The organism is Streptomyces sp. NBC_00829 (assembly GCF_045161795.1).
Lineage (GTDB): Bacteria > Actinomycetota > Actinomycetes > Streptomycetales > Streptomycetaceae > Streptomyces.
In genome coordinates this window covers 7,751,046-7,773,718 of sequence record NZ_CP108867.1, presented here as the reverse complement: position 1 = coordinate 7,773,718, position 22,673 = coordinate 7,751,046, and the positions used below count along the sequence as shown (strand labels likewise).

General features: G+C 68.5%; 20 protein-coding genes. 11 read left to right on the top strand and 9 right to left on the bottom strand.

What is annotated here, in order from left to right:
* Positions 1-69 precede the first annotated feature (69 nt).
* Positions 70-1,476 (top strand): aminotransferase class V-fold PLP-dependent enzyme, encoded by a 1,407-nt coding sequence (locus tag OG293_RS34820; protein WP_406002728.1) that lies wholly within the window; start codon positions 70-72, stop codon positions 1,474-1,476.
* Here the strand turns inward: OG293_RS34820 and OG293_RS34815 are convergent.
* The 3 genes from OG293_RS34815 to OG293_RS34805 all read right to left on the bottom strand — a co-directional run bounded on the left by OG293_RS34815 (position 1,454) and on the right by OG293_RS34805 (position 4,271).
* Complete coding sequence (locus OG293_RS34815; protein WP_406002727.1) at positions 1,454-3,106, bottom strand: ATP-binding cassette domain-containing protein; 1,653 nt, start codon at positions 3,104-3,106, stop codon at positions 1,454-1,456. The two genes, OG293_RS34820 and OG293_RS34815, sit on opposite strands and share 23 nt — an antisense overlap.
* A 212-nt stretch (positions 3,107-3,318) precedes the next feature.
* Positions 3,319-3,690: an ArsR/SmtB family transcription factor gene (locus OG293_RS34810; RefSeq protein WP_406002726.1), complete on the bottom strand. Its 372-nt coding sequence runs from the start codon at positions 3,688-3,690 to the stop codon at positions 3,319-3,321.
* Between the two features lie 206 nt (positions 3,691-3,896).
* Positions 3,897-4,271 carry a hypothetical protein gene (locus OG293_RS34805; RefSeq protein ID WP_406002725.1) on the bottom strand — a complete coding sequence of 125 codons (375 nt, stop codon included), beginning with the start codon at positions 4,269-4,271 and terminating at the stop codon, positions 3,897-3,899.
* A gap of 349 nt (positions 4,272-4,620) precedes the next feature.
* On the opposite strand from OG293_RS34805, the gene OG293_RS34800 reads away from it, so the two are divergent.
* The 4 genes from OG293_RS34800 (at position 4,621) to OG293_RS34785 (ending at position 7,437) form a co-directional block, all read left to right on the top strand.
* Positions 4,621-5,235 (top strand): DUF6300 family protein, encoded by a 615-nt coding sequence (locus OG293_RS34800; RefSeq protein ID WP_406002724.1) that lies wholly within the window; start codon positions 4,621-4,623, stop codon positions 5,233-5,235.
* Between the two features lie 180 nt (positions 5,236-5,415).
* Positions 5,416-5,589 (top strand): DUF6126 family protein, encoded by a 174-nt coding sequence (locus tag OG293_RS34795; RefSeq protein ID WP_406002723.1) that lies wholly within the window; start codon positions 5,416-5,418, stop codon positions 5,587-5,589.
* A 292-nt stretch (positions 5,590-5,881) separates the two neighbouring features.
* Positions 5,882-6,961, top strand: a complete 1,080-nt coding sequence (locus OG293_RS34790) for a dihydrodipicolinate reductase (protein WP_406002722.1) — start codon at positions 5,882-5,884, stop codon at positions 6,959-6,961.
* Positions 6,958-7,437, top strand: a complete 480-nt coding sequence (locus tag OG293_RS34785) for a carboxymuconolactone decarboxylase family protein (RefSeq protein WP_406002721.1) — start codon at positions 6,958-6,960, stop codon at positions 7,435-7,437. Before OG293_RS34790 ends, OG293_RS34785 begins: the two co-directional genes overlap by 4 nt.
* Positions 7,438-7,513: 76 nt before the next feature.
* Here OG293_RS34785 and OG293_RS34780 read toward each other — a convergent pair whose 3' ends face one another.
* Positions 7,514-9,154, bottom strand: coding sequence for a GMC oxidoreductase (locus OG293_RS34780; RefSeq protein ID WP_406002720.1), 1,641 nt, complete (start codon positions 9,152-9,154; stop codon positions 7,514-7,516).
* Between the two features lie 214 nt (positions 9,155-9,368).
* Between OG293_RS34780 and OG293_RS34775 the strand changes: the two genes are divergently transcribed.
* From OG293_RS34775 to OG293_RS34765, 3 genes are all read left to right on the top strand, one after another.
* The gene (locus tag OG293_RS34775) at positions 9,369-9,806 is read left to right on the top strand and encodes a hypothetical protein (RefSeq protein ID WP_406002719.1); all 438 of its coding nucleotides are present in this window, start codon (positions 9,369-9,371) and stop codon (positions 9,804-9,806) included.
* A 353-nt stretch (positions 9,807-10,159) separates the two neighbouring features.
* Positions 10,160-10,921, top strand: coding sequence for a PIG-L family deacetylase (locus OG293_RS34770; protein WP_406002718.1), 762 nt, complete (start codon positions 10,160-10,162; stop codon positions 10,919-10,921).
* Positions 10,922-11,113: 192 nt separating this feature from the next.
* Positions 11,114-11,914: a DUF427 domain-containing protein gene (locus OG293_RS34765; protein ID WP_406002717.1), complete on the top strand. Its 801-nt coding sequence runs from the start codon at positions 11,114-11,116 to the stop codon at positions 11,912-11,914.
* 70 nt (positions 11,915-11,984) lie between these two features.
* Here the strand turns inward: OG293_RS34765 and OG293_RS34760 are convergent, their stop codons facing one another.
* Complete coding sequence (locus OG293_RS34760) at positions 11,985-12,680, bottom strand: beta-glucanase (RefSeq protein ID WP_406003808.1); 696 nt, start codon at positions 12,678-12,680, stop codon at positions 11,985-11,987.
* 590 nt (positions 12,681-13,270) lie between these two features.
* Here OG293_RS34760 and OG293_RS34755 point away from each other — a divergent pair.
* Positions 13,271-13,861, top strand: a complete 591-nt coding sequence (locus tag OG293_RS34755) for a hypothetical protein (RefSeq protein WP_406002716.1) — start codon at positions 13,271-13,273, stop codon at positions 13,859-13,861.
* Positions 13,862-13,931: 70 nt separating this feature from the next.
* Here the strand turns inward: OG293_RS34755 and OG293_RS34750 are convergent, their stop codons facing one another.
* Positions 13,932-14,684 carry a hypothetical protein gene (locus OG293_RS34750; RefSeq protein ID WP_406002715.1) on the bottom strand — a complete coding sequence of 251 codons (753 nt, stop codon included), beginning with the start codon at positions 14,682-14,684 and terminating at the stop codon, positions 13,932-13,934.
* Between the two features lie 281 nt (positions 14,685-14,965).
* Positions 14,966-15,754 carry a DeoR/GlpR family DNA-binding transcription regulator gene (locus OG293_RS34745; protein ID WP_406002714.1) on the bottom strand — a complete coding sequence of 263 codons (789 nt, stop codon included), beginning with the start codon at positions 15,752-15,754 and terminating at the stop codon, positions 14,966-14,968.
* A 287-nt stretch (positions 15,755-16,041) separates the two neighbouring features.
* Between OG293_RS34745 and OG293_RS34740 the strand changes: the two genes are divergently transcribed.
* Together OG293_RS34740 and OG293_RS34735 are read left to right on the top strand one after the other, a co-directional pair.
* Positions 16,042-17,478 (top strand): GMC family oxidoreductase, encoded by a 1,437-nt coding sequence (locus OG293_RS34740; RefSeq protein ID WP_406002713.1) that lies wholly within the window; start codon positions 16,042-16,044, stop codon positions 17,476-17,478.
* A gap of 266 nt (positions 17,479-17,744) precedes the next feature.
* A complete protein-coding gene (locus tag OG293_RS34735; protein WP_406002712.1) occupies positions 17,745-20,216 on the top strand; it encodes a SpoIIE family protein phosphatase in 2,472 nt (823 codons plus the stop codon).
* Positions 20,217-20,530: 314 nt separating this feature from the next.
* On the opposite strand, the gene OG293_RS34730 is transcribed toward OG293_RS34735, so the two are convergent.
* Positions 20,531-21,376, bottom strand: a complete 846-nt coding sequence (locus tag OG293_RS34730; RefSeq protein WP_406002711.1) for a ketose-bisphosphate aldolase — start codon at positions 21,374-21,376, stop codon at positions 20,531-20,533.
* A 174-nt stretch (positions 21,377-21,550) separates the two neighbouring features.
* Positions 21,551-22,501 (bottom strand): SIS domain-containing protein, encoded by a 951-nt coding sequence (locus tag OG293_RS34725; protein WP_406002710.1) that lies wholly within the window; start codon positions 22,499-22,501, stop codon positions 21,551-21,553.
* Positions 22,502-22,673: the final 172 nt, after the last annotated feature.

Below are 22,673 nucleotides of genomic sequence, written 5' to 3'. Positions count from 1 at the left end.
GCGCCGCCGCCTCCAGCGCAAGGCCGTTGGTACCGTTTCAACCATGCGATCACGGGGGGCGTGGGAGGCATGGTGTCAGCAGCACAGGCCGACGGCGGGACCCGATGGGACACCTTGCGCGAGGAAGAGTTCGGCTATCTCGACGAGGGCCACCACGTCTATCTCGACCACACGGGCGCCGGACTGCCTCCGAGATCCCTGCTGCGCGGGCATACGGAACGCATCAGCGGAGGCTGCTTCGGCAATCCGCACTCGGCGAACCCGGCCTCCCAGGCGTCGAGCGACCTCCTTGCGCAGGCCAGGTCCGCAGTCCTCGCCCACTTCAACGCCGACCCGGCCGAATACGCCGCGGTGTTCACGTCCAATGCCACCGGCGCCCTGCGGCTGGTGGGCGAGGCGTATCCGTTCACCCGGGGCGGCCGGCTTGTGCTCAGCGTCGACAACCACAACTCCGTCAACGGGCTGAGGGAATTCGCCCGGACGGCACACACAAAGGTGACCTACGTTCCGCTGACCGGGCATGAGCTGCGCCTCGATGAGCAGGTGTTGTGTGACGCTCTGCCCACGGGACGGCGAGGGCCCCGCAGGCTGCTGGCCTTTCCCGCACAGAGCAACTTCACCGGAGTCAAGCATCCGCTGGAGTGGGTGGCCCTGGCTCGCGCACGCGGGTACGACGTACTCCTCGACGCCGCGGCCTTCGTACCCACCAACACACTCGACCTCTCGCTGGTGCAAGCCGACTACACGGCCGTCAGCTGGTACAAGGTCTTCGGCTATCCCACCGGGGTAGGCACTCTGATCGCCCGCAAGGAGGCGCTCGCACGGCTGCGCAGGCCCTGGTTCGCGGGAGGTACGATCCACGTGGTCAGCGCCCAGGCCCGGTGGCACGTCATGGCGGCGGACGAGACCGCCTTCGAGGACGGGACAGTGAACTTCCTGTCCATCCCGGATGTTTCGGCCGGTCTGGAGTGGATCGGCGGAATCGGGATGGAGGCGATCGGCGCCCATGTGTCCGCCTTGACGAACCGGCTGCTGTCGGGCCTCCAGCTGCTGGCGCACTCCGACGGCTCCCCGATGGTCCGTCTCTATGGTCCGCGCTCGACCGAGGGCCGCGGGGGCACCGTCGCCCTGAATCTGCTCGCAGCTGACGGCCGGGTCGTGGACGAGCGGATCGTCACCCGGGACAGCGGACGGCTCGGCATCTCGCTGCGTACCGGCTGTTTCTGCAACCCGGGTGCGGGCGAGTCGGCGTTCTCGCTGAGCCTGCCCGTGCTGCGCTCGGTTCGGCGTCGCAGGGTGCACACTATCGACGACTATCTGGGAAGCCTCGGCCTCGCGTCCGCGGGTGCCGTGAGGGTGTCGTTGGGGCTGTCGTCCAATGCCGCCGATGTCGACGCGTTCCTGGAGTTCGTCCGCGAGCACTACCGGGACAGGGTGCCGGGCACAGCCGGCCTCAGTCCGCGGAACGGCTGCTGAGCTGCCTGGTCCTGCGGACCAGGACGGCCCACGTGGCCGCGAGCAGCATCAGGGTGAAGGCACCGAGGATGAGCCAGCCCCGCGTCGCCGGGTGCCCGAAGCTGTCGCCATACGAGGCCAGCAGCGGCGGACCCAGCGGGGAGGTGCCCGCGCGCCACAGATCTTCGAGCCCCGCGCCGGCGCCGAGTGCCTCGAAAGCCCAGCGGTTGGTCATGGCCCAGCTGATGGCCTGCCCGCCCCAGGCCATTTTGGGCACAGGGACGAAGGCGCCGGAGAAGAGAACCTGGGGGAAGCAGAGCAGTGGCAGCATGAGGGTGGCCTGGCCCGGTTCCGAAACCGATGCCGAGGCGAGCAGTCCGAGGGAGAGGGCCGCCGCCGATGCGAGGACGCTGGTCACGAAGAGGGATACGTAGGTGCCGGTGTCGGCGGCGGGAAGCCGGTCGAGTGCGCGGAGCACGGCGAGCAGGAGGGCGTCCGCGGCGGCCAGTACCGGCAGCATGACGGTGAGTTTCGACGCGACATACGGGCCGATGCGAAGTCCGGCGAGGCGGTCGCGGCGCAGCACCGGCAATTCGGTGCAGATCTGCAGCAGTCCGTAGGTGAGGCCGAAGAAGAAGGCCCCGAACGCGATCCAGAAGAGGATCATCGCCGATGACCCGGGGTCGGGCGAGGCGTGGTCGAAGGCGCCCGCGCGGAAGAGCAGCGCGAACATGGCCACGATCATGACCGGCGAGCCGGCGAGCACCGCGAGCGAGAGCCGGTTGTGCAGCAGGATTTCGGCTGATCTTCGGGTGAGCAGCAGCCACTGGCGGACAGGTCCGGGCGTGGGCGGCCTGCCGTGGACGGTTGCCGCAGGAGCCTCTTCCACACGGGCGGCGGCGAGCGGCGAGGGGGCGCAGTGTCCGGAGGCGACCGCGCCGTAGACCTCTTCCACGGTGGCGACAGCGAATGCGTCACAGAGGTCGGCGGGCGGGCCGACGAAGGCGGGCGAACCCGAGGGCGAGAGGAACACCACTTGATCGCAGTGGGCGAGGTCGGCGGGGTTGTGGGTGGTCAGTACGACTGTGGTGCCGTGGCCCGCCAGGTCCCGCAGGGTGTGCATCAGTTCGGCACCGGTGGCGGGGTCGAGGCCCGAGGTGGGCTCGTCGAGAAAGAGGACGCGCGGACGGGTGAGGAGTTCGACGGCGATACTCGCGCGTTTGCGTTCGCCCCCGCTGAGCGCCCGCACGGCCGTCTCGGCCCGGTGGGAGAGCCCGAGCGTGTCCAGCGCCCCGGCCACCGCCGCTTCGGCCACCTCGGCGGTCGTACCGGAGGGCATGCGCAGGCCGGCGGCATACACCAGGGTGCGCCGCAGGGGAAGTTCGCGGTGGATGATGTCGTCCTGCGGGACGTAGCCGAACTCGGGCCCCGGTCCTGGCGGTGTCGTTCCGTCGTGCAGAACCTCACCGCTGGTGGGAACGCGCATCCCTGCAAGCGTTTCCAGCAGGACGGTCTTGCCCGCGCCGCTGCTTCCCGCCACGGCGGTCAGTTGCGCGGGCAGCAGGTCCAGGGAGATGCCCCGCAGCACCTCGCCGGAGCCGCGCACCGACTGTCCGGCGCCACGGGCCGCAATACGCAGTCCTGCGGTCACCGTTCACCACCTCCCGCGTTTCCCGGCTCGTCGAGAGTTGAAGGCTAGTGCCTTTGCTTTGGATCAGCGCGGATCTGTGAGCTGGGTCTGGTGGTGGGTTGCCTCCCGTGCCCGAAGCGGATCCGGATCCGGGGCTGTGCCGCTCCCCGGTGTCGCGGTCGTGGGCGAACGGGCTTGCGCCAGGGCTGTGGCGACTGCGGATCGTTCGGGTACTACACGGAACGACGCGCGGTCTCCCGGGGCAGCGAGGGGTGGACGTCGGCCTGGCGGAGTTCGGCCAGCAACTCGCTCTGTCCGGCCAGCAGTTCGGTCAGGATCCGGCGTGCGGCGCGCAGCAGTTCGGCGACGTCGCCGCCGGCGAGGGCGTAACTGACGGTGGCTCCGTCCCGGATGGACACCACGATCCCCGAGCGGCGCAGCACGGCCAGTTGCTGGGAGAGGCTGGAAGGCTCGATCTCGATGTCGTTCAGCAGGTCACGGACGGGAACGGGGCCGTTCTGTAGGAGCTCCAGGACCCGAATGCGCACCGGGTGTCCGAGCATCCGGAAGAACTCGGCCTTGGCCTGGTAGAGGGGGACCTGCATGGTCAATTCGCTCCCTGCCGCGCATTTCGACGGGCTGTGTCCGGTGCGGCGGTCACGGCCCGGCCGCCGCGTGCGGTGTCGTGCAGACCGATCCATCCTCCATTCTCCCGGCCCCGCACACTCACGGGATTGCCCTGATCTGGATGTGTCGACTTGAAGATGTCTTCACATCGTGGGCGTGCGGAGGCCGGGAGCGGATCGACTAGCTACACCTCGAGATCGTCGGCGATGCGCTTGAGCCGGTGACGGGCCATCGCCAGATTGGAATTCGCCTTGTCGAGCACGAGATAGATGAACAGCCCGTTGCCGCCGCGGCCCTTGAGCAGCCGGATGAGGTGGTACTGGCCGCCGAGTGTGATCAGTACGTCCTCGATCTCGTCCTTGAGGCCGAGCTGTTCCATCGTGCGGGTCTTGGCGCGGATCACGTCGGTGTTGCCCGCCGCGGCGACAGCCAGGTCGAGGTCCTTGCCACCGCCCAGGGTGCCCAGTGCCATACCGCTGGTGTAGTCGACGAGGGCAGTTCCCACAGCGCCCTCGATCGATGTCATCGTCTCTTTGAGAGAGACCTCCACATTTGCCATACCGGTACCTGCTCCTCGTCACTCACGTTTCCCGGGCCTCCTGCCCGGTCCGTGACGGGGACCTTACGTACTGTGAAGGCAGTTCCACCGAGAACTCCTGGTACCGGCCACGCGCCGACCGGATCGCTGTACGATGCGCGCCACCCGTGAGCAGGAGGGTGTCCGCTCCGTCCGAAAGGCGGATCGAGGTGTGGTGAGGCGGTTGAGGTAGTACTTTGACCGCGATGCCGGCCTGGCCGTCTGAGATGACTCCGGACAGGCCGGGGCGACGCAGAACCGTGCATCCTGACCATTCGGACCGACGCCCACGGCGACCGCCGCGGGGTGGGCAGCGGTCCCGAGCGAGGAGGTGCGGGTGCACCGCGTCGTGCTGTCGGAGGGCCTGCCAGCCTGTTCACGGTGTGGCGGGCCGCTGATCACCAGCGTCGTCATGCCTCACGACGACGACGCCGGGCAGCCGATCCATCTCGAGTTGTGCGCCGGCTGCGACGCCTCCAAACCGGCAGCCGGGGCGCTGCTGGACTGGTTCGCCACCGGCGGCGGTTACGACTTCACTCGAGTGGAGGAGGGCGCCGACCTTCTGATGGAGTGGACCGCGGAAGGTATGGCCGAACACGGCTGGGCCTGGGCGGTGTCTCCGTACCCGGAGGAGTCTCCCTCCGACCGGCTGCTGCCGAGAGAGACCGCCGTGGGTGGGCCCACCGTGGAAGAGACCCTCACTCCGTACGCGGTCCCCGGACTGCAGGAGATCACCCGCCTGGAGGAAAGCCGGGATGTGCTGCGGGCGCGCCTCGAATCGGCGCCGCCCGGAGAGCGGGAGCGCCTCAAGGACGGCATACGTCGACTGGGCGCGACCATCGCGGAGGCGCTCGCCGCCCATGACGAAAGCGCCGAGGCACTCCTCGCCGAGGCCGCCCGCCCTGACCCGGAACTCCGCCCGGACGACGACGGCCGCGATCGCTGACCCGGGCCTCGACCGTCCTGGACATGTGCGTCGCAGGGACCCCGCCAAGGGCTGTCCCGTCATCCCCGGCGGGACAGCCCTTAGAATCGGTGGCGCGGTCCGCGATCACCCGCCTCGACACCCCCCACGATCACGCCACACCGCGGACGCCGGAGCCGGGCAGACGACAGGAGATACGCCATGCGTGACGAGCCCGAAGGCCTGCCTGCGTCCGTACGGGGCGGCGGAGGGGAAAGCGAGGAGTGGAAGGCAAAGGGTGTAGCCCTGCGGGCCTTCTTCTATATCGCCGGTACGCACATTTTCGCCGGTTTCATCTACCTGCTGTTCTACGTCGGCCAGCACGCCCAGAAGTAGGCCGCGGCAGAGTACGGACCAGAGGCCGGTCCGTGGGCGCCCCGGCCCCGTTCGTCGTCAACGCCGAGGTACCGCTTCCGGACGTCAAGCCCCCGGACCGAGCACCAGCAGGGCGCGACGGCGATCTTCGATCCCCTTCCGCTGCCGGGCCCTCCGGCCCGGGTCACGGCCCCAACAGGACCCGGCTTCGGCCCCGACAGGATCCGCCGAGGCCATGAGGTGCTCACGGCCGCCCAGATTTTCCCGTGGCACGGCACTATGAACTGATAGGCCCTGTCGCTACCCTCCGCGCATGATTTCCACGGTTGTCTGGGGTACGGGCAATGTCGGCCGCGCGGCCATCCGAGCCGTAGAGGCCCATCCGGCACTGAAACTCTCGGCCGTCCTCGTCCATGACCCCGGCAAGGTCGGCCGTGACGCGGGCGAACTCGCCGGGCTCGACCGCCGCTTGGGCGTCGTGGCCACCGACGACAGCGATGCCGTGCTGGCTTCCGGTCAACGGGCCGTGGTGTATGCGGCCTCCGGCGACATCCGTCCCGACGACGCCCTCGCGGACATCGTCAGGGCGATCCGGGCGGGAGCCGTGGTCGTCACCCCGGCGCTGTACGCACTCTACGACCAGTCGGGCGCCCCACCGGAGATGCGGGATCCGGTCCTGGCCGCCATCACGGACGGTCGCGGCTCGCTGTTCGTATCGGGCGTCGACCCCGGCTGGGGCAACGACGTACTCCCGCTGCTGATCAGCGGACTGGGCACGACCGTGGATGTGATCCGCTGTCAGGAAATCTTCGACTACTCCACCTACGAGCAGGAGGACTCGGTCCGTTACCTGGTCGGCATGGGCCAGCCGATGGACTACGAACCGCCGATGCTTCTGCCGACGGTCCCGACCATGGTGTGGGGCGGACAGATACGCCTGATGGCCAGGGCTCTGGGCGCCGAACTCGACGAGATACGCGAGACCGTGGACCGGCGCCCGCTGGATGCCACGGTGAGCACCAGGACGATGGGCGCGTTCACAGCCGGCACCCAGGGCGCGGTCCGTTTCGAGGTGCAGGGCATCGTCGAGGGCGAACCCCGCATCGTCATCGAGCACGTCACCCGCATCCACCCCGCCTGCGCGCCCGACTGGCCGACGCCGCCGAACGGCGACGGGGCACACCGGGTGATCATCGAGGGCCGCCCGCGCATCGAAGTGACGGTCGAAGCCGTCGACGAGGGCGAGAACCGGTCCGCGGGTGGGAACGCCACCGCTGTCGGCCGCCTGGTCGGCGCCATTGACTGGCTGGTGGACGCGGAGCCCGGACTCTACGACGCACTCGACATCCCGCTGCGCCCCGCAGTAGGCAGACTCGGAAGGAAACAGCCATGATCATCGACATCCCCGAGGGCCATGAGCCGATCGGCTACGTATGGGGGGACATGGTTCCCGGCATAGGGATGGCCGCCGCGAATTTCTCGCTGTCGGTGTACGCCCATACGACGCTGGGGCTGCGCGAGTTCGAGGCCGCGCGACTGCGGGTGGCCCAGATCAACGGATGTGTCTTCTGCCTGGACTGGCGCACGGAGAGGGAGGGCGAGAAGGTCGAGGAGGAGTTCGCCGACGCGGTGGCGAAGTGGCGTACCACCGAAGCGTTCGACGACCGCACACGGCTGGCCGCCGAGTACGCCGAGCGGTACACCTTGGACCACCACGGCATCGACGACGAGTTCTGGACCCGGATGACAGCGCACTACAGCCAGGTCGAGATCGTGGAGCTGAGCATGAGCATCGGCTCCTGGCTCGCGTTCGGCCGTCTCAACCATGTACTGGGGCTGGATACCGTCTGCGTTCTGCCCGGGCACTGAGCCGGCCTCACTGAGTTGTACCGCGTCGCTCCGTGAGCCCGGTGCGGAGCGGGCCCACTCTGCGGGAGGCTGTGCCTCACAGGTCGGTAGCGATGACTTTCTCGATGTTCCGTTCTGCGAGCGCCGTGATGGTGACGAAGGGGTTGACGCTGCTGTTGCCGGGGATCAGCGAGCCGTCGATGACGTACAGGCCGGGATGGCCGTGAAGGCGGCCGTAGTTGTCGGTCGCCTTGCTCAGTACCGCGCCGCCGAGCGGGTGGTACGTCAGGTGGTCGCCCCAGATCTTGTACGCGCCGAAGAGGTCCGTCCGGTAGATCGTCCCTTCCTTCGCATTGATCTTGTCGAAGATCGTCTTGGCCATGTCGATGGACGGCTGCTTCCAGGCGGTCTGCCAGTTCAGTTCGGCCTTGCCCGCCGAGGCGTTCCAGGAGAACTCTGCGCGATGCGGGTTCCTGGTGATCGAGAGGTAGAACGAGGCGTATGTCTCGATCCCCGTGGGCAGCGGTGCCACCTCGGCGAACGCACCGCCGGAGGCCCAGTTGTCGATGCCGGAGCAGGGAATGCTCGCCTGGAGACTGCCGGTCGGGTCCCACAGGTGATTGGCGCGGCCGCACATGACGTTGCCGTTCTCGCCCCAGCCCTTGCCGATCTCGTCGTTCAGGCCGGGCAGCGCGCCCGTGACCCTCAGTTTCACCAGCAGTTTGCTGGTGCCGACGCTTCCGGCCGCGAAGAACACCCTGTCCGCGGTCACGGTCTTGGCGGCCACGATGTCGCCGCAGGTACTGAGCTGTTCCATCACGACGCGGTAGCCGCCGCCGGGCGCCGGGGCGACCGAAGTGACCTTGTGCAGGGGTGAGATGGCGACTTTGCCGGTCGCCCTGGCCTGGGCGAGATAGGTCTTGGGCAGTGACTTCTTGCCGTGGTTGTTGCCGTAGAGGATCTCTCCGTCCAGTGCCGACCTGGGGACGGTGCCCGCCGCCTCCTGCTTCATGTAGTCCCAGTCGTATACATCGGGCACGAACACGAACGGGAAACCGGAGCGCTGGGCGTGCTTGCGGCCGACCCGGGCGTACCGGTAGCAATCGGCGGTCTCGAACCAGGCCGGATCGACGGTGCTGACGCCGAGTGCGGCGTTGGCGCGCGGATAGTAGGTGGAGTACATCTCGTCGGCGTTCACCGACGGGAGGATCGCGCCGAAGTTCTCGCGCCTGGGGGTGACTGCCATACCGCCGTTCACCAGGGAACCGCCACCGACGCCGCGGCCCTGGTAGACGGTGATGCCGCCCATCTCCTCGGCGTCCAGGATCCCGGTGTACTTGGGAACGTCCTTGTCGAGCGGGAAGCCGAGGAAGTTGCTGAGGGGCTGTTTGGTCCTGGTGCGGAGCCAGAAGGACCGGTAGTCCGGCTTGGTGGTGTTGGCGAATATCTTGCCGTCGGACCCGGGGGTGTCCCAGGACATCCCCATCTCGATCATGTGCACGTCGACGCCGGCCTGGGCGAGGCGCAGAGCGGCGACGGAGCCGCCGTATCCCGTACCGACCACCAGGGCCGGAACGTGGGCCCCGGTGACGATCGGAGCTGCGGGTGCGGCATCCGCCCGGGCCGACGAGGCGTAGCCGCCAACAGCGACGGCTCCTAGAATAGAACTCGTTCCAGCGATGAATGCGCGACGCGAAACGCCCTTGGATCCGCCATCGCACTTGGTAGCATCACTCATGTGATGTTCCTCACTCTCGGTCGAGTGAGAACAAGTTCTACTGTTGCGAGCGTGTTAAGTCACGTCATACCAATGGGTAACTTGCGACCGATCGTCCGGCTGGAGATCCGCCGAGCGGGCGTGCCATGGGCCCACCCTGGACGATTCCGGCGCCTCACCCGCTGGTGACGACTGTGCATTTCCGGCTGAGCCGGTAGACCTCGCAGGTTCCTTCGTGCGCCGCGGGCAGGGAGATGACGTCGCCGCGCGCTTCGACAACGGGGAGAAGCTCCTGGCTGAATCCCTGCGACAGCAGAGAGCGGAGCCGGAGCAGGCGGTTCGGCTCGCCACCCTCATCGTCGCGGCGGTCGAGGGCGCCGTCGCCCTGCGCCGCGCCAAGCGGTCCACCGAGCCGCTCGACCGGGTTCGCCGACCAGCTCGAAGCACTCGTCAGCTCCACCATCGACCACTGAAGCCGGTCACCCTCGTACGAAACAGTGCGCGCCCCGGCCGCCGTGAGGCGCGGCTCGGAGGACAGCGGCAGCGGCTGGCGATCGCCAGGGCGCTGGCCGTGGACCCCGACTGCGTGCGGCCTCGCCACCCGAGCGCCGCCCACCAAACCCGGGGCAACCACCCTGCATCCGGCGTCGAATGCTCCACGAGATCCGCATAAGGCCGTCCAAAAAACCAGCCCTGCCGCAAGAAACATGGCGTACGTCACATGAACCGTCCAGCGGCCAACCGCTGCGCCGGAATCGCCTTCTACATCAGCAGCCGGGCTGACGCGAGAGCAGCGGAGCGCGCCGGCTGCCGCGTTGCAGACCTGTCTCGCGGCTGGGGGGAGAGGGCGATGACTTCATGGACGAAATGCCCGGGATGTCCCGGCGATTGGTTCTTCGCACAGCGGCTGGATTGGGGCTGGGTGCGTCAGCCCCCGTCACGGCCGCTTCCCATGCGGCGGCAACGAGTGGGGAGCGGGCACACGACGCACATCAGGCAGAACCAAACCCTCCGTCGACTATCTCCGTGGTCGACCCCGTAGCCCCGACCGGGCGTCCGTTCATCTGGTTCGAGCCGCACCAGGACGACGGCCTGCTGTGGGCCTGGAGGATCCTGACGCATCATGCGCTCTCCGGCCGGGAGGTCCATGTCGTCCTCGCCACGGACGGGTCCGCCTCAAGGGTGCGGCGCGCCTTGAACGGCGAGGTGGCCAACAAGTACTGGGGCTGGCACTATCCGAAGCGCGAGGGCTACGACCACCTGACGCCTATCACCCCGCAGGCGTTCGCCAAGGCCCGCGACAGGGAGCTGAAGGCGGCCTGTGGCCCCCTGGGCATCTTCCCGGAGAACCTGCACCTGGAGCTGGACTGGCGGAAGCCGGCCATCGACGTCCCCCGGGCCAAGGAACTGATCACTCGGTACGCCGATCTGTACCCCAACGCCGGTCTGTGCACGATGTGGTGGAGGGACACCGATCCGACCCACGCCGCCCTGGGCACCGCGCTGCGGCAACTGCACCTCGCCGAACCCGCGCGGTTCCCGAACTGCCGGTGGGCCGTACGCCGCTCACAGGGCCCGACAGCGCCAGGCGCATTCGAGTACGAGGTCCCTGTGTACTTCGCGGCGAAGGCACAAACAATGGCCAGGAACGCGAGCTTGGCCTACAGCTCGTGGGCCCCGGGCAAAACGGAGGACGACGGTACGTACGCCATCGGGCTCCATTCGGTCGGTTCCGAACTCACGGCGGTCAGACGCGGCGCACCGAACTGGATCGTGGACACGGCCTGAGCGAGCTCCGTACGCAGGCCGCGGACCGGAGCGCGATCCGGTACGCCGACGTCTCGGTCTTCTCCCGAGCAGGCGCCGCTCGCGCCGGGCGGGCCGACACCCCGAGGTCCGTCCTGACCGGCGCGGAGCCGACGGCCTGGTCACATGGACGGACGTGGCCGGCCCGTCGGCCCACGACCGAGGAGGAGCGACATGCCCGACTATCCAGAGATGGTCGTACCGGTCAATCACGTGGCACCGGTACCCCGGCGGATCCGGGCCGTCCTGGCCGGTGAGACCGTCCTCGACACCACCCGGGCTCGGTACGTGTGGGAGTGGAGCCACTACCCGCAGTACTACATCCCCCTCGACGACATCCGTCCCGGTCTGCTGACGAGCGAGGACCGTACCCAGCACAGCAGCCGAGGCACGGTCGAGGTGCATGGCGTCGGTCTGGGCGACATCCGTCGCCCGCACGCGGCGAAGGTACTTCGGGACTCCCCCGTCGACGGGCTGAGCGGCACGGTCCGCTTCGACTGGGCCGCGCTGGACGCATGGTTCGAGGAAGACGAGCAGGTCTTCGTCCATCCTCGTCATCCGTATGCCCGGGTCGACGCCCTGCGCTCGAACCGGCAGGTCCGGGTGGAGCTGGAAGGGGTCGTCCTCGCCGAGTCCGCCTCGCCGGTGATGGTTTTCGAGACGGGGTTGCCGACCCGGTACTACCTGGACCGCAACCTGATCGACTTCAGGCATCTGATCGCCACCGACACCGTGACCGCCTGTCCCTACAAGGGCACGACAAGCGGATACTGGTCGGCGAGGGTCGGTGAGCAGCTGTATCCCGACCTCGCCTGGACCTACGACTTTCCCACCCGGCAGCTCATGCCGGTCGCCGGGCTGGTGGCCTTCTACAACGAGCGGGTCGACATGTTCCTCGAAGGGCAGCTTCTTGAGCGTCCCGTCACCCACTTCTCCAGCCAGGGCCCCAACTCCCGTCCCTGCGAGCATCTTTGACCGACCGGCACCGGAAGGGGCGGAAGGCGCGATCGGCGAGGGGACCCATCCGCGCTGAGCCGGTCGCCCTTCACGGCCGGTACACGCGCACGTCACTGACCTCGTACGACATCGCCGTGGCCGTGGCATCCGGCGCGGGGTGGTACTCCCCCGCACAGACCGAGAGGTTCACGATGAGGTAGGCACGCCAGCGCCGGCCCACTCCGGCACGATCGGCGTACGCCTTGGTGCCGTTGACCCACCACACCACGGACTTGACACCCAGCTCCACCCTCAACTCAACCCAGGTACCTGGGCCGATGTCCTCATGGCGGTAGTAGTGGCCCCGGCTTCTCACCCTGTTCGACAGCTCCAACAGGTCCGGGTTGTCGGGGTGGTATTCGAAGACGTCGACCTCGCTGCCGCCCTCGTACCAGGTCCAGATCGCGGGCCAGGCGCCGATCTCGCGAGGCAGGCGCACTCTGGCTTCCAGGACATCGCCCGAGCGGACCATGAATCCCTCGGCGCTGCCTTCCGTGGTCAGCAGTCCCGCGCTCCACGTGTCCTCCGGGCGCCGCGTCGCGCGGAACGTGCCGGTGCGGCAGTAGGTCGGGTCCAGCACCAGGTGGTCGAGCTTGTTGTCCCCGCGGTTGGTGGGTCCGCCGTTCGGGTAGGCCCAGGTGCGCCCCTGGACCCACTGGGTGGTTGAGGTGAAGTCGGCGGTGAAGACCGGTTCACTTCGACGTGGCAGCGGAACCTGCTGCGCCAGCGCGTCGTGACCACTCAGCCGCCCTCTGACATGCCGGTACAGCGTGCGAACCTGGTCGATCACGTGCGTCCTGCCTGAAGGAGTGGACAAGGAGTGGGTTTCGGCTGCCGACAGGTGTCGGGGTGCCCGGCTCGAACAGCCGACGGTCTTGCCTGTGCCGATGCCGCACGGTTCACGCCGGCACCGGAACCCCTTCCAGGGGCACAGCACCCAAAGCTGGATATTTACCACTTGCATGTAATCCCGAGTCACTTGTGAGCGTCCAGGCTCGGGCACGCGTTTCACACGAAAGAGGCGAGGCCCCATCCCTCGCGCGCGCCACCACATTCAGCAGGCAGGATCCAGACCGCCGAACCGCCACGCCACGGCCCTCGACAGCGCCTGAGCCGATCGATGAGAAGTGTCTGGAATCGCACCAGAATCCCTGATTCCGGTGGCTTGTTCTTACATGGACCGAAAACAGCCTCTTACTCTCCGGGCCGCGTCGCTAACTTGCTGAGGCCGGTGACCCCGGCGGCCGACCCGCCTCACCCCGACGCGGCGTCAGCCACCGCCTGTCCGAACAGCCGTTCAACCAGCGGCGCGGCCCTGCCAGAAAGAGGTGGTACATGCGTACATCCACGCGCTCGTTCCCGGACCTGTCCAGAGCCCTGCTCGCCACACTCGCCCTGCTCGCAACGGCTCTGCTCTTTGCCGTCAACGCGCCCGCGGCCCGGGCTCAGGCATCCGGACTTGACAACACATGGGCCTGTACCGTGCCCGCCGGCTACACCTACGACCGGGTGTCCAGCCAGCTCAACACCTGCGGGTCAGGTTTCCAAACCATGTACCACCTGCGCGCCCCGCAGGACAATATCTGGGTCTGCAGTCTCTCCCCCGGCTATACCTACGACCAGGTCTCGAGCCAGCTCAGCGTGTGCAGCACCAGCGGTTTCGCCACCAGTTACCGAATGCGTGCGCCCCAGGACAACCTGTGGGCCTGCACCCTCCCCAACTGGAACCTCACCTATGACCGGGTCTCCAGCCAGCTGAGCGTATGCAGCACGTCCGGGTTCGCCACCAGCTACCACCTGCGCAGTCCGGCCAACGGACTGTGGGCGTGCACCGTGCCGTCCGGGTGGACCTACGACCAGACCAGCAGCCAGCTGAGCGTATGCAGCACGTCGGGATTCGCCACCAGTTACCGCCTGCGCGGCTGATCCGGCCCTACGAACGACAACAGGCGGGACCCGCGCAACACGCGGGTCCCGCCCCCGGACCGTCTGCCGGTCAGGCTTCGGGGGGCGTCGTCTCCTCGCTCGGCTCCCCGGAACTCCCCGTCGGTGACGGAGTACTGGGGTCCGGGCTCTGCCCGGTCGGCTCCGCGGTCGGTTCGGCCGTGGGTTCGACTGTGGGTTCGGCCGTCGGTTCGGCCGTCGGCCGGTCGGTTTCCTCCGGGGCGGGAGTGGGGTACCGCACCATGCCGCCCGCGCCGGGTGCGGGAACCGCCCTCGCGGAATGGGCAGGGTTGGGGACCGAGCCGCCGGACGTCCCGGCTCCGGCTACTTCCTGACCGGGGGTGGGCGTGTCGCCGGTGCCGTCCGGGCCGAAGGTCTCCACGGGGAGCGCGCCAGCGAGCACGTCGTCTCCGGAGTCCGCGCCCTGCTCCGAGGGGCCAGGACTTCCAGGAGCGGGAACGGGCCTGACCTTCGACGGTCCGACGGCCTTGTTCTGTATGGCCACGGGGAGGCGGAGCCACGGGGCTCCCGACTCCCCGTCGATGAGGACCCCGGCAAGAGCTACGGCATAGCAGGCGCAGGCCATGCCGACGAACCAGCCGAGGCGGCGGACTCTTCTGCCCCGACGCCCGCTGGCATCGACGAAAACAGCCTTCACGACCTGCTTCCCGACGGCACGTCCCTTGAGGCCGCCCTGCTCGATGAGCTCGGTTCCCCGACCCGACCAGAGGATCTGCGCATCCTCTCGGTCGTCCGGATGATCGACAGAGCCCGCCTCCTGGGTGATCTTCGCGTTCGTATTCATGTTCCTCGCTCGTTGCCGTGTACTGGTTGTGCGCATGCGCCGCGTTCGAGCGCACCCTCAGGTGCGGCCGGACACCGCACTCGGCATGATTCGGACCCGGCAAGTCATCGGATTGGTCGAAAAGAGGGATGTGTTGAAACCAATCGAACTGAACTCGCCTACGCACAGGCGCATTCAGTCAGCGCGCGGGTGAGTTCCGGGCAGGGCAGAAGCCCCGGCGAGGCTGGGCGCCCTCCCGATCGGGGTGCTCAGCGCCTCGGTATCCGACGAGTCGGTTCGTGTCAGGCGCGGACGACTTTCACACCGGCCGCGCTGAACGGCTTGGTGAGCTCGGTCGGCGCGCCCTTGTCCGTCACCAGCACATGGACGTCCTCCACCGGGCAGATCCGGGCGAAGGCCCGCTGGGCGAGCTTGGTCGAATCCGCGACCACGACGACCTGCTGTGCCCGCCGGGCCAGAGCCCGGTTGATGCTTGCCTCGCCTTCGTGGCGCGCCGTCGCCCCATGGGTGACATCGATGGCGTCGACGCCCAGGAAAACCTGGTCGAGGGTGATCTCCGCCAGCAACTCGGTGGCCAGCGGCCCGATGAGCTCGTAGGAGGCGGGCCGTGCCACGCCTCCTGTCACGACGAGTTTCACATGCCGTCGCACGACCAGCTCGTTGGCGATGTTCAGAGCGTTGGTGACGACCGTGAACGAGGTGTCGTTGCCGCTCTCGGTCAGATCGGTACGGGCGGCCAGGGCCCGGGCGACCTCGGTGGTCGTGGTGCCGCCGTTCAGGCCGACCACGGCACCGGCCTTCACCATGCCCGCCGCGGACTGTGCGATCCGCTCCTTCTCGGGGGCGTTGCGGGCCGCCTTGTAGCGCAGAGGCAGGTCGTAGGCGATCGCGTTGATCACGGCGCCGCCGTGAGTCCGCGTGACCATGTTCTGCCGGGAGAGCTCGTCGAGGTCCCGCCGGATCGTCGCGGTGGAGACGGCCAGTTCGGTCGCGGCTGCCTCGACCTCAATACGCCCGTCACGCGTCAACATCTCCAGCAGTGCACTCCATCGAGCATGCGCCGCCGCCATCTGCTGTCCCCCTGCCTGTGCACCTACCAGGCAATGAAACCACAGGCCGTCGCTCATGACTCTGTTCAGTCATGTTCATTCCCTTCCATATCGCACGGAAATCATCATCGGACGGCAACCGGCTGAGCACCCGGCGGGGGCCGAGCCGAGCCCGGCAGGCCCGCCGGGCGATCCGACGAAGCAACACGCCTTTTCCGGCCCGCCGTTGACAATCCTCCGACCTGTCATGAAAGCTCACATCAATCGTCGTGAACAAAAGTTCACAGAACGAAGGAAGGCGCCACCTCATGCGAACAGTCATTGTCGGGGCCGGCTCGGCGGGCCTCATGTGTGCCTGGAGACTCAGCGAGGATCCCGGGCACGACGTCGTCATCATCGACGCGGGCATCGATCCCGGTCCGCAAGTCCCCGGCGAACTGCGCACCGAGATACTCCTGCCGCCCGCGTACTACTGGGAGTACTCCGACGCGGACACCGGCCATTTCCTGCCCCGGGGGAAGGTCTTCGGAGGCAGCTCGGCCGTCAACGCGGCCGCCGCCGTACGGGGACACCCCTGGTGCTACGACTCCTGGGGCTCGCCCGAATGGACCTGGGACACGTGCCTTCCTTCGTTCAAAGCCATCGAGGCGGACCAGCAGTTCGGCCACACCGAACACCACGGGTCCACCGGCCCCGTCCCGGTCACGCGTCACGAGCCCGGCACGTTCGACCTCGCCTTCCACGGCGCGTACAGGAGCCGGGGACACGCCCCCGTAGCCGACCACAACGCCCCAGGCGAACTCGGATTCGGCCCCTTCCCCACCAATCGCGTGGACGGCGTCCGGATGAGCACTCTGGTCACCCTGCTGCCACAGCTGCGGACACGTCCCAACGTCGAACTGCGCCCGCAGCAGGAAGTCGCGCGTCTGCTCATCCGTCACGGATCGGCCCAGGGAGTGGTCGTCCGCGATGCCCGAGGGGAACACACCGTCGAAGCCGACCAGGTGATCCTCTCGGCCGGGACGTTCGGCTCGCCCGAGATCCTCTTCCGCTCCGGCATCGCGAGCGCCGACCGGTTGCGCGCCGCGGGCCTGCCGGTGCTCGCCGACGCTCCGGAAGTGGGCGCAAACCTGTCGGACCACTTCATCCTCCAGATGTACGTGGATGTCACCGACCCCACCGCGCTGCCTCTACCGGGTGGCCAAGGAACCCTGCTCACCTTTGAGTTGGAGGGCAAGAACCACCCTCAGGCCCATGTGTTCGCCTACCACGCGCCCTTCTTCGATCCCACCGCCGGCCCTTTGACCGCGTCCGTCACCAGCTCACTGGTCACCCCGCTCAGTCGCGGCCGGCTCGAACTGGGACCGGACCGGGCGCGGGTGCACCTCAACCACCTCTCCGCCCCGCTGGACCGTGCGCGAACGGTCGAGATCGTCACGACGGTGGCCGGCATCGTGGACGAGCTGGCCGCCCAGGGCACCTTGAAGCTTCCGGACAATCCGTGGTGGCGTGCCGACGACCTCGGCGAGGAGTGCCGTCTAAGGGCGCTCTCCTACCACCACCCGGTGGGTACCTGCAGGATGGGCCGGGATGACGGCAGCGTCGTCGACGAGCAGCTTCATGTACGGGGTGTGGACGGCCTGTTGGTGGCCGACGCGTCGGTCATGCCTTCGCTTCCGCGGGCCCAGACCAACCTCGCCGCGATGATGATCGGTCACCGCGCCGCCGGCTTCGCGGCCCGCTGAGGACGTCGACGTTCACCAGAGCGCCCCGTCATAGGCCGCAATCCCCTGACGGACCACCGCCCATTCCTCACGGCCAACCGCCCGGCACACCGCTGACCCGGCTGCCGGCCCCATACGGCACCGAACCTCATCCCGGAGCACGTGCGGCCGCCCTGTCCCCGGGGCCGGCCGCACGCCTTCGGATTCCCGTCGCCCGCCCCCCTGAAGGCGGCGAACCGCTCGCGCCCCGAGTGGTGTGCGCTCCCGACCGGGTGTGTCCTGTACCTATGCCTCACATGGTCCTCCCTGATGTCTCGGGTGGGCCTCCCGAGCCACGGGGCAACGCCTTCGCCGCCGTCGACGGTCGCGGTGTCCTCGTACGGTGGAGTCCCGGCGCGCAGCGTCTGCTGGGCTACTCCGCCGAAGAGATCCAGGGGTCCTCCTGTCTCGACCTGCTCTGCGCGCAGGGTGCGGAGCAGCGGGCGGACGAGCTGATCGGCCGCTGCGGGGAGCCGGAAGGCTATCTGGGGGCCGTGGCACTGCGCGCCCGCGACGGCAGCAGCGTCGATGCGGTGCTGTGGGCGCACCGGCTCGAAGGGGCGGCAGGTGAGGAGCAATGGCTGCTCCAGGCCGAGAGCGAGGAAGCCGCACGCCATCACGAACTGCGTCGCGCACTGCTACGGGGCTTGTTCAAGGAGTCACCGTTCCTCATCGACGTCTTCGACGATCACTTGCGTTTTCTGGCCCAGAACGAATCCCAGGTCCGGTCCTCGGGGTTCGCGGAAGACGTGCTCGGACGGACCATGCGCGAGGTCGCCCCGGAAGGCCTGCTCGATCTGGATGAGTTCGAGGAGCGTCAGCGCACAGTCCTCGCCAGCGGCAGGGCTCAGATCGGTGTGGAGATCCTCGGCCGGGCGCCCGAGGACCCGGACCGGGACAAGGTCTGGTCCGAGACGATTCTGCCCCTGCGCGGTGACTCCGGAGATGTCATTGCGCTGGCTCATGCCGTCTTCGAGGTGACCGGGCAGGTCCGGGCACGCGAGCGGCTGGGGCTGGTCAACGACGCGAGCGCCAGGATCGGCAGCAGACTCGACGTGCTGAGCACCGCACAGGAGCTGACCGACGTAGCGGTGCCACGCTTCGCGGACTATACGTATGTCAACATCCTCGACTCGGTGTTCGGCGGTGAGGAACCCGGTAGAGGGCCCGTGTCGGACGCCTTCGTCCTGCGTCGCGCGGCCGAATCGGTGGTGGGCGGAATGCAGGTGGAGACGCTGGTCGCCACGGGCGAGGTCGATCCGTTCGCTTCGGGACCCGGCTCACCGGCGGCACTCGCGCTGGCCAACGGCAGGCCGGTGCTCCTGACGGGCGAGCAGCTCTTCGCCGAGATCGCCACCATGGACCTTCAGCGTGCGGCGCTCATTCGCGAACGCGGAGTCCATTCCTGGCTGCTGGTCCCCATGTACGCCCGCGGAACCCCCCTCGGCACCGTGGTCTTTCTCCGATTCCAGCGCGCGCACCGGTTCGAGGACGACGATGTCCTGCTGGCCCAGGACTTCGTGGCCCGTGCGGGCGTGTGCATCGACAACGCCAGCCGCTACACACGTGAACGGAAGACTGCGCTCGCCCTGCAGCGCAGCCTGCTGCCCCAGCAGCTGCCGTGCCTCACCGGTGTGGAGACAGTGTCGCGGTATGTTCCCGCCTCCGGCCGTACCGTGCTCGGCGGTGCCTGGTTCGACGTCATCCCGCTCTCCGGAGCGCGCGTCGCGCTCGTGGTGGGCGACGCCGCCGGCCGGGGACTGCACGCGGCGGTGACCATGGGCCGCATCCGGACGGCCGTACGCACCCTGGCCGACCTGGACCTGTCGCCGGCCGAGCTGCTGACCCACCTCGACGCCCAGGCCAAGCGATCCGATGAGGGGGAGGGCATCCCGTTCATCGACGGCGCCGAGGGATCAACCCTGATGTACGCGGTCATCGACCCGATCACCCGGCACTGCGAAATGGCGGGCAGCGGGCACCCGCCGCCCGCGCTGATGAGGGCGAACGGGCAGGTGTCCTTCGCCGGACTCCGGGACAACGTGCCCCTGGGCAGCGGCGGAGCCCCGTTCGACAGCCATGAGGTGGTCTTTTCCGACGGCGATGCGCTCGTGCTGTACACCAGTGGTCTGGAGGATCCGCCCGGGAGCCCGGGACGCGAGGCCTCGCCGGGCACGCTGCTTCAGCGGCTCTCGGCGGTGCCGCACGCCGCAGAGCCCGGCACTCCCCCGACGCTGGACGACATGTGCGACCACATCGTGCGCACGATGATTCCCGAGCATCCCTCGCGGGATGTGGCTCTGCTGGCAGCCCGGATGACGGGCCTTAAGGCACACCGGCATGTCACCTGGGATCTGTCGGCTGAACCCGAAGTCGTGCACCGGGCACGCGCGATGACCAAGACACAGCTGTCCCAATGGCGCCTGGAGGAACTGGAATTCACCACCGAACTGATCGTCAGCGAGCTGGTCACCAACGCCATTCGCTACGGCACTCCCCCGATCCGTCTCCGGCTGATCCACGACCGCAGCCTCATCTGCGAGGTCTCCGACAGCAGCAGCACGTCTCCCCATGTCCGGCGGGCCATGGAGACGGACGAGGGAGGCCGGGGGCTGTACATGGTCGCGCAGATCGCCAGGCTGTGGGGCACGCGCTACAACGCGCGCGGGAAGTCCATCTGGGCGGAGCAGCCGCTGCCCGCCCATGCCCCGGCGCCCTGAGCCGGCGGCGTCACGCGGCTGCGGCCCTGGACCGTCGACGTCACCCGGCCGTCTCACGCGACTGCGCCCGAGCCTCCTGTGGCGGCTCGGGCAGGCGAGGGGCCGGATCGCGGCCCCGGCCCGAGGCCGGGAGACGCCCGGAGATTGAGAACACAGGAGACCATAAGTGGTCTAAACCACTTGGCTGCCTTGCGAGTGTTGCAGCAGGGCGGAGGCCGGTCAACGGCACGACGTCGGCGACCACTTGGCATTTTTCTCCCCCTGGTTCACCGAGCGTCGCGGCATGGAGCGGAAGGACAGATGCCGCTACGCCGTCAGGACTGTTCGGGGCCCTTGAAGACCCTCAGCAGGCGGGCGACCTCCGCGGTGACGGAGTCCCGAGCGGGTCCCAGGTACGTGCGGGGATCGGCGGCTTGGGCATGCACCGCGAGATACTCCCGGACAGCCCGGGTGAACGCCTTGTTGAGATGCGTCGACACATTGATCTTGGTCATTCCCGCACGCACCGCCTCGGCCAGTCCCGCATCGTCGACACCGGACGACCCATGCAGCACCAGTGGCACGCTGACGGCTTCCCGCAGCCTGCCGATGAGGCCGAAGTCCAGGACGGCGTCCCGCGTGAGCATCGCGTGGGAGCTGCCGACAGCCACGGCCAAGGAGTCGACAGCGGTCGCCGCGACGAACTCCCGGGCCTCGTCCGGGTCGGTGCGCACGCCCGGGGCATGGGCACCGTCCTTGCCGCCGATCTCGCCCAGCTCCGCCTCGACGAAGACATCGCGCGCGTGGCAGTACGCAGTGATGTCCTTCGTGGCGGTGACGTTCTCCTCGTACGGGAGTTTCGCTCCGTCGAACATCACCGAGGTGAAGCCGAGTGCGGCCGCCTGCCGTACGAGCTGCGCCGACTCCGCGTGATCCAGGTGGAGGGCCACCGGGACCTGCGCCGCCCGTGCGACGGCGAGGGCGGCCAGACCGATCGGTTCGAGCGAGCCGTGGTAGCGGACGGTGTTCTCGCTGATCTGGAGTATCACCGGCAGCTTGACCGCCTCGGCGCCGGCCACGATGGCCTGGGCGTGCTCGATCTGGATGACGTTGAACGCACCCACTCCGACGCCGCTCTCCCGGGCATTGTGGACGATCTCACGGGTGGGCGTGAGCGGCATGAGCTTCCTCCACGTGCGCTGCGGTACGGAATGGGTGGTGCACATCTGCGTCGAATTCACCGGCGGCGAGCCGCAGGACCGCGGCGGCCGTCGGCGCCACGGCCTGCCGCGGCACGTGCGACCGGGGCACGTGCGACCGGGGCGCAGCCTGCGAACTCCCCCGGGCCGAACGCGTCACGCGTCCGGTCCCGCGAGCACCACGGACCGGGTCAGGTTGCGGGGCCGGTCCGCGTCGAAGCCACGGGCCTCCGCGGTCGCGACGGCCAGGCGTTGCGCCCGGATCAGGTCGGCCAGCGGGTCTAGGCCGCCCGCGGCGTCATGGGATCCGGCGATCAGAGTGCCTCCGACACGCTCGATGTCGTCGGCAAGCCCGGCCGGGAGCGAGCCGAATCCCCACACCAGCCGATGCGGGCCGGCGATGCTGATCGGTCCGTGGCGGTACTCCATCGCCGGATACGCCTCGGTCCAGGCACCGGCCGCTTCACGCATCTTCAGCGCCGCCTCCAGCGCGAGCCCGTACGTCCAGCCGCGGCCGAGGAAAGTGATCTGCTCGGCGCCCGGCCACGCGGGCGACACCGGCTCGGCGAGCGCGCGCCGGGCATCCTCAACCGCCTCGGCAACGGATCGCACACCGCCGGGCAGCATGCCTTCTGCCTCCAGGTGGGCCCGCAGCAGCACCAGGACCGTGGTCGCGAACCGGGTCTGTACGACCGATTCCTCGTCGGCGAAGTCCAGTACCGCGACGGCGCCGGCCGCCTTCATCACCGGGGTCGCGGCGTCCGCGGTGATCGCCGCGGTGGGCACCGCACCGCGCATCCGGTCGAGCAGGTCGAGCACCTCGGTCGTGGTACCCGAGCGCGTGATGGCCAGGATGCGGTCGTAGGCGCGCCCTTCAGGGAATTCGGAGGCCGCGAAGGCGTCCGTCTCCCCATGGCCTCCACTCTCGCGCAGGACGGCGTACGCCTGCGCCATGAACCATGAGGTGCCGCACCCCACGACCGCGACACGTTCCCCCCGGCGGGGAAGGACCGCGGCGAGCTCGGGAAGCATCTCCACCGCCCGGCTCCAGCAATCGGGCTGAGAAGCGATCTCGGCGGTCGTGCGGGACGACCTGTTCGTCGACATGCGGTGGCTCCTTCGTGGGACGTGCGCCGAACGACTCGTCCGCGCCGGCGCGAGCCGTGGTCGCCGGATCGACGACATCTGGAAGACGCCGGACACTGATCCACCTGCACGAAATCGGGCAAATGAACCAACAGGCCGATCAGCGATGCTCATCCTTGCAGCTTTGAGCTTC

Coding starts and splice junctions, on each gene's coding strand:
- OG293_RS34730 (WP_406002711.1), bottom strand. CDS start 21,376: ATGCCGCTCACGCCCACCCGTGAGATCGTCCACAATGCCCGGGAGAGC.
- OG293_RS34780 (WP_406002720.1), bottom strand. CDS start 9,154: ATGAGTGATGCTACCAAGTGCGATGGCGGATCCAAGGGCGTTTCGCGT.
- OG293_RS34810 (WP_406002726.1), bottom strand. CDS start 3,690: ATGCAGGTCCCCCTCTACCAGGCCAAGGCCGAGTTCTTCCGGATGCTC.
- OG293_RS34740 (WP_406002713.1), top strand. CDS start 16,042: ATGCGAACAGTCATTGTCGGGGCCGGCTCGGCGGGCCTCATGTGTGCC.
- OG293_RS34755 (WP_406002716.1), top strand. CDS start 13,271: ATGCGTACATCCACGCGCTCGTTCCCGGACCTGTCCAGAGCCCTGCTC.
- OG293_RS34790 (WP_406002722.1), top strand. CDS start 5,882: ATGATTTCCACGGTTGTCTGGGGTACGGGCAATGTCGGCCGCGCGGCC.
- OG293_RS34725 (WP_406002710.1), bottom strand. CDS start 22,501: ATGTCGACGAACAGGTCGTCCCGCACGACCGCCGAGATCGCTTCTCAG.
- OG293_RS34795 (WP_406002723.1), top strand. CDS start 5,416: ATGCGTGACGAGCCCGAAGGCCTGCCTGCGTCCGTACGGGGCGGCGGA.
- OG293_RS34750 (WP_406002715.1), bottom strand. CDS start 14,684: ATGAATACGAACGCGAAGATCACCCAGGAGGCGGGCTCTGTCGATCAT.
- OG293_RS34820 (WP_406002728.1), top strand. CDS start 70: ATGGTGTCAGCAGCACAGGCCGACGGCGGGACCCGATGGGACACCTTG.
- OG293_RS34805 (WP_406002725.1), bottom strand. CDS start 4,271: ATGGCAAATGTGGAGGTCTCTCTCAAAGAGACGATGACATCGATCGAG.
- OG293_RS34765 (WP_406002717.1), top strand. CDS start 11,114: ATGCCCGACTATCCAGAGATGGTCGTACCGGTCAATCACGTGGCACCG.
- OG293_RS34745 (WP_406002714.1), bottom strand. CDS start 15,754: ATGGCGGCGGCGCATGCTCGATGGAGTGCACTGCTGGAGATGTTGACG.
- OG293_RS34785 (WP_406002721.1), top strand. CDS start 6,958: ATGATCATCGACATCCCCGAGGGCCATGAGCCGATCGGCTACGTATGG.
- OG293_RS34735 (WP_406002712.1), top strand. CDS start 17,745: ATGCCTCACATGGTCCTCCCTGATGTCTCGGGTGGGCCTCCCGAGCCA.